The following is a 510-nucleotide window of genomic DNA, read 5'->3' on the forward strand; positions in this document are numbered from 1 at the left end:
ATAAAGACAGGTGAGAATCCCGTCCACCGATTGACTAAGGTTTCCAGAGGAAGGCTCGTCCGCTCTGGGTTAGTCGGGTCCTAAGCTGAGACCGACAGGCGTAGGCGATGGATAACAGGTTGATATTCCTGTACCACCAATATTCGTTTTAAGCGATGGGGGGACGCAGTAGGATAGGCGAAGCGTGCTGTTGGAGTGCACGTCCAAGCAGTGAGATTGAGTGTTAGGCAAATCCGGCACTCATTAAGATTGAGCTGTGATGGGGAGAGGAAATTGTTTCCTCGAGTCGTTGATTTCACACTGCCGAGAAAAGCCTCTAGCTAGAATATCGGTGCCCGTACCGCAAACCGACACAGGTAGTCAAGATGAGAATTCTAAGGTGAGCGAGCGAACTCTCGTTAAGGAACTCGGCAAAATGACCCCGTAACTTCGGGAGAAGGGGTGCTCTTTGGGGTTCACGCTCTGAAGAGCCGCAGTGAATAGGCCCTGTCTCTTTATACACATCTGACG

General features: G+C 51.0%; 1 rRNA gene. It reads left to right on the forward strand.

Annotated elements, in window-relative coordinates:
* Positions 1 to 2 precede the first annotated feature (2 nt).
* Positions 3 to 510 (forward strand): 23S ribosomal RNA (locus tag C1H58_RS12070); the annotation flags it as partial.

The sequence above is a fragment of the Staphylococcus sp. 191 genome, assembly GCF_011174885.1.
Classification (GTDB): Bacteria; Bacillota; Bacilli; order Staphylococcales; family Staphylococcaceae; genus Staphylococcus; species Staphylococcus coagulans.